This window comes from Mycolicibacterium peregrinum (genome assembly GCF_001665625.1).
In the GTDB taxonomy this organism is placed as follows: domain Bacteria; phylum Actinomycetota; class Actinomycetes; order Mycobacteriales; family Mycobacteriaceae; genus Mycobacterium; species Mycobacterium peregrinum_B.
In genome coordinates this window covers 1-4,861 of record NZ_LZSY01000003.1, presented here as the reverse complement: position 1 = coordinate 4,861, position 4,861 = coordinate 1, and the positions used below count along the sequence as shown (strand labels likewise).

The window sequence follows — 4,861 nt, the reverse complement described above, 5'->3', positions numbered from 1 at the left end:
CGTGATCTGCCCGGCGAAGAACCGTGGCGCCTGCACGATGTAGGGGATCATGCCCGTCGTCACGTCACCGACCCCGCCCCTGCTCCGGCACCGCCTGCTCCTGCTCCCGAGCCCGAGCGTGCACCCGAACCGGTGTCCGCGCCCGAACCTGTTTCCGCGCCGCCACCACCGCCCCCTGTTGCAGAACCCGCGCCCCAGTCCGAGCCAGAGCCACCGCTGCCGCCGGAGCCGGACTTCGAGCCTGAGCCCGCTCCGGAGCCCGAACCCGAGCCGGAACCGCTGCAGGCATCGGTGACTCCCGGGGGTGAACCCAACGCCGCCGCGGTGCGCTCGATGTGGACGACGGTGCGGGAGAAGGTACGCGAGCGCAGTCGGACCACCGAGGTCATGCTCTCGGGTGCCATCGTGCGGGCCGTCGAGGACAAAACCCTTGTGCTGTCCCATGACTCACCGCCCCTGGCCAAGCGGCTGACCGAGTCGCGCAATGCCGACGTGATCCGGGATGCGTTGAAGGACGCGCTCGGTGTGGACTGGCAGATCCGCTGTGAGGTCGGCACGGCAGAGGCGGCCCCGCCGCCCGCGCCGAAGGCCAGTAAGCCCCCGCCACGGGTCCCCACCCGGCCGGGCCGCGTCATTCCCGAACCTGAGCCGGAGCCCGCGCCGGAACCGCCGTCCTCTCCGGAGCAGGAAGAGGCAGAGATGCTCGCCGAGGCTTCGCAGAGCGAGGCCGGGCCCCGTCGTGATCCCGAAGAGGTTGCGCTGGAACTCCTTCAGAACGAACTCGGTGCGCGAAAGATCGAGAGCTAGGGCGTGGCGCTAGGCCGTCCACCACGGCCGCAACGGCAGGCCGCCGTCATTCCCATGCTCGTCGAGCTTGACGGCCAGAACCTGGTGTAGCTGAACCACATTCGTCTCGAAACCGAGTCGGGACCCGGCCATGTACAGGCCCCACACCTTCGCGGTGGGGAGCCCGACCTCGGCGACCGCCTCATCCCAGTGCTCGACGAGGTTGGCGCACCAATCGCGCAGCGTCATCGCGTAGTGGTTGCGCAGGTTCTCCTCGTGCATGACCTCAAGGCCGACGTCCTGCACCTCGGCGATGATCCGCCCGGAACCGGTCAGCTCTCCGTCCGGGAACACGTAGCGGTCGATGAACCCACCGGCGGCCGAGCCGGATCGATTGTCGTGACGGGTGATGCAGTGGTTCAGCAGAAGTGCGCCGGGACGCATCTTCGACTTCAGGAAACCGAAGTACGCCGGGTAGTTGTGCACGCCGATGTGCTCGGTCAGGCCGATCGAGGACACGGCGTCGAATCCGGTCTCGACGATGTCGCGGTAGTCGCCGTGGCGCACCTCGGCCAGGTCCGCGAGGCCCTCCTTGTCGATGGCAGCCTGGGCCCAGTGGGCCTGTTCCTTCGACAGCGTCACACCGAGCGCGTTGACGCCGTGGCGCGCGGCGTAGCGCACCATGCCGCCCCAGCCGCAGCCGACGTCGAGCAGCCGGTCGCCGGGCTGCAGCCGCAGCTTCTCGAAAACCAGCCGATACTTGTTGTCCTGTGCGGTTTCCAGGCTCGCATCGGCATCCGGGTAGCACGCGCACGTGTAGGTCATCGACGGGCCGAGCACCCATTCGTAGAAGGTGTTCGACACGTCGTAGTGATGGTGGATCGCGTCGGCATCACGGGATTTGCTGTGCCGCAGGCCCTCCATCATGCGGCGCCACCGGGGCAGGGCCTCCTGTGGCGGCGGCGCGATGGGCTTGAGGCGTTCGATGCCGATGGACCGGACGATGTTGGCCAGCACCCGGGCCGGTGGGCGCTTGAACGCCATCTTCTCCGCCAGCGCGCACAGCAGTGGGTACGGATCGCCGGGATGCACGCCGTGCGGCTCCAGGTCGCCGGACACATAGGCGCGGGCCAGGCCGAGATCGCCAGGGGCGGTGGCCAGATAGGTGGTGCCGCGCGGGGTCTTGAGATCCAGGCCGAGCGTTGCGCTTTCCGGTCCTGCGGAACTGCCGTCGTAGGCAGTGAATTTCAGCGGCAGCGAGCCCGAGGCGAAGATCTCCAGGATCTCGGCCAGGGTGAGCTTGTGGTCGGTACTGTGCGTCGAGTGATCCTTGAAGGTGGTCATCGCTGTTCTCCGTTCATCGGCGCAAGACGGCTTTCGAATACAGGTCAAACAAGCGCGTTTCGGGGTCGTAGGACTTCTTGACGGTCTTGTAGGTCTCGCCGCCGTAGAGCTCGTCGAAATCCTCACGCTGATAGTAGGAATCCGAATACAGGGACTTGTGTCCGTCGAGCTCGCTGACCTTGGTCTCGATCAGCTTGTTGGTATGGCCTTCGACCGGGCCGACCGGAACCGAGGACCAGAACCCGACATTGACGTAGGTGTGGTGGGGCCGGATCGGATAGAGCGGCCAGCCTGTGCCGCCGGGGTTCTCCCTCAACCGCAGCGGGCACAGCCAGATCGGCTCGATCGGGACGTTCTGCAAGAACCAGTCGAGGAATTCTGCGCAGCGCTCTATCGGCACCTCGACGTCCTGGACCACCCGCTCCCGGGGTGGGCGGCCGTGGCGCTTTTCGATCCGGTCGGCGATGTTGAACCGCTGGTCGTAGCCGACGAGCTTCCAATAGAAACTGCTGCGGCGCAGCTTGCGAGGCCAGAACCGCCGGATCGTCGGGTTCTGCGCACCGAAAGCGCGGGAACACCAGAACCAGTCGGTGTCCCATCGCCACAGATAGTCGTGGATGGTCAGCCGATCGTGCTTTTCACCCTGGGCGTGCTGGATCGAGCGGTAGTAGATGTCCTGGCCGGTGTAGTCGCTGACGGGCCCCGGTGTCGTCGTCTTGAATCCGACGCACAGGTAGCTCTCGTCGGCGCTGAACACGACGCCGTCGAGGTAATCGACCGGTTCGCCGTCAAGGCCGCCGGTCTCGATGATCCGATCCATCGCCGCCACAAGGTCCGTAAGTGAGTGGAAGCGCAGGTGGCGTAGCGCGACGAACGGTGTGACGGCCTCGAGTTCGATCTTCAGTCGCGTCGAATAACCCAGCGTGCCATATGAATTGGGGAAGGTCCGAAACAGGTCGGAATGCTGGTCCGGTGATGCGGTGACGATTTCGCCTGCCCCGGTGAGGATGTCCATCTCCAGGACCGATTCGTGTGGCAGGCCGTTGCGGAACGACGTCGACTCGATACCGAGACCGGTGACCGCGCCGCCCAGGGTGATGGTCTTGAGTTGGGGCACCACCAGTGGAGCCAGGCCGTGCGGCAGCGTCGCGGCGACCAGATCTTCATAGGTGCACATGCCTGCGACGTCGGCGGTGCGGGCTTCGGCGTCGACCGCAATCACATTGGTCAGACCCGAGACGTCCAAACCTTTGGCATCGCTGCGATCTCGCGCACGAAACAGGTTCGACGTGGGCTTGGCAAGCCGCACGGTCGAATTGGGCGGTATGGCGCGGTAACTGTCCAATAGGCGCTGCACGCCCATGGCATGGACAGCTTGTGCGTCAGTCGTAACAACAGACACACATATACGCTAGTCGGAGGTTGCCGACGATGCGACCGCAGACACGAGTTGAAGGAGTTTCAGTCATGGGACAGGTCAGTGCGGTCAGCACGGTTCTGATCAACGCCGAGCCGGCCGCTGTGTTCGCCGCGATCGCGGACTACCAGACCGTGCGCCCCAAGATCCTTTCCTCGCATTACCGCGATTACCAGGTGCTTGAGGGCGGTCAGGGCGCAGGAACCGTGGCCAGCTGGAAGCTGCAGGCCACCGAGTCGCGGGTGCGCGACATCAAGGCCTCGGTGGACGTCGCCGGCCACACGGTGATCGAGAAGGACGCCAACTCCAGCCTGGTGACCAACTGGACTGTCGCCCCTGCGGGCACCGGATCGTCGGTCAATCTGAAGACCAGCTGGACCGGCGCCGGCGGGATCAAGGGCTTCTTCGAGAAGACGTTCGCGCCGCTCGGCCTGCGCAAGATCCAGGACGAGGTGCTGGCCAACCTGAAGAAGGAAGTCGAGAGCTAGCGGGCCGGGGGCGGGGCAGAGGCCGCCTGGGTGCCCAGATAGGCCGCGACGCCCCGGGCGATGGCCTCGGCGTACTTCTGCTGACCGTCGGGGGTCTTCATCAGGGCGGAGTCGACCGGGTTCTTCATGTTGCCGCACTCGACGAGGATCGACGGGAACTGCGCCAGGTTGAGCCCGGCGATATCCGAGCGGGCGTCCAGGCCACCCGAACCGATGTAGGTGGCGGGCGGAATGCCCGACGCGGACAACTGGTCGCGCATGGTCTTGGCGAACTGCACCGACGGTCCGGCCTGCACGTTGTTCAGCGGCGGCGACGAGTAGAGGACGTGGAAGCCGCGACCGTTGGCCGGGCCGCCGTCGGCGTGGATGGAGACGATGGCGTTGGGGCGCAGCGCGTTGGCCATCGATGCGCGTTCGTCAACGCACGGGCCCAGGGCGTTGTCGTTGCCGCGCGACATCGCGGTGCGCACCCCCATCTGGGTGAGGATGGCGCGGAGCCGCAGGGTGGTGTCCCAGGTGAAGGTGTGCTCGGGGAAACCGTCCGCGGTGGACGTACCGCTGGCCTGGCAGTCCTTGGTGCCGCCGCGGCCGGTCGGCACCTGGCGGCTGATCGACGCGTCGTTGGCGCCGTTGTGGCCGGGATCGAGGAAGACGATCATGCCGGCGATGTTCGAGGGGGCTGCGGAGGCGTGGGGAGCGTCGACGACCGCCGATGCGGTCGCAGCGATGATGACGCTGCTGACCATGGCGGTGCCGACACGCACGCAGGCTGGGACTCGCACGGGCGCCACGCTAGCCCGCCCGCCGACTAGGCTGACAGTCCGAA

Annotated in this window: 4 protein-coding genes and 1 pseudogene; 2 read left to right on the top strand and 3 right to left on the bottom strand. The window is 66.3% G+C overall.

Translation table 11 applies throughout. From position 1 onward, the window contains the following. Positions 1-807: pseudogene (locus A5779_RS00315) on the top strand (DNA polymerase III subunit gamma/tau); the annotation flags it as partial. Between the two features lie 9 nt (positions 808-816). On the opposite strand, the gene A5779_RS00310 reads toward A5779_RS00315, so the two are convergent. Together A5779_RS00310 and A5779_RS00305 are read right to left on the bottom strand one after the other, a co-directional pair. Continuing rightward, the gene (locus tag A5779_RS00310; protein ID WP_064877847.1) at positions 817-2,130 is read right to left on the bottom strand and encodes a class I SAM-dependent methyltransferase; all 1,314 of its coding nucleotides are present in this window, start codon (positions 2,128-2,130) and stop codon (positions 817-819) included. A gap of 13 nt (positions 2,131-2,143) precedes the next feature. Continuing rightward, positions 2,144-3,532, bottom strand: a complete 1,389-nt coding sequence (locus A5779_RS00305; protein ID WP_064877845.1) for an FAD-binding oxidoreductase — start codon at positions 3,530-3,532, stop codon at positions 2,144-2,146. 65 nt (positions 3,533-3,597) lie between these two features. Between A5779_RS00305 and A5779_RS00300 the strand changes: the two genes are divergently transcribed. Beyond that, on the top strand, positions 3,598-4,035 hold the full coding sequence (locus A5779_RS00300) for an SRPBCC family protein (protein WP_003883641.1): 438 nt from the start codon (positions 3,598-3,600) through the stop codon (positions 4,033-4,035). Here A5779_RS00300 and A5779_RS00295 read toward each other — a convergent pair. Continuing rightward, positions 4,032-4,781 carry an Rv3717 family N-acetylmuramoyl-L-alanine amidase gene (locus A5779_RS00295; protein ID WP_064877843.1) on the bottom strand — a complete coding sequence of 250 codons (750 nt, stop codon included), beginning with the start codon at positions 4,779-4,781 and terminating at the stop codon, positions 4,032-4,034. The genes A5779_RS00300 and A5779_RS00295 overlap by 4 nt on opposite strands. Positions 4,782-4,861 lie beyond the last annotated feature (80 nt).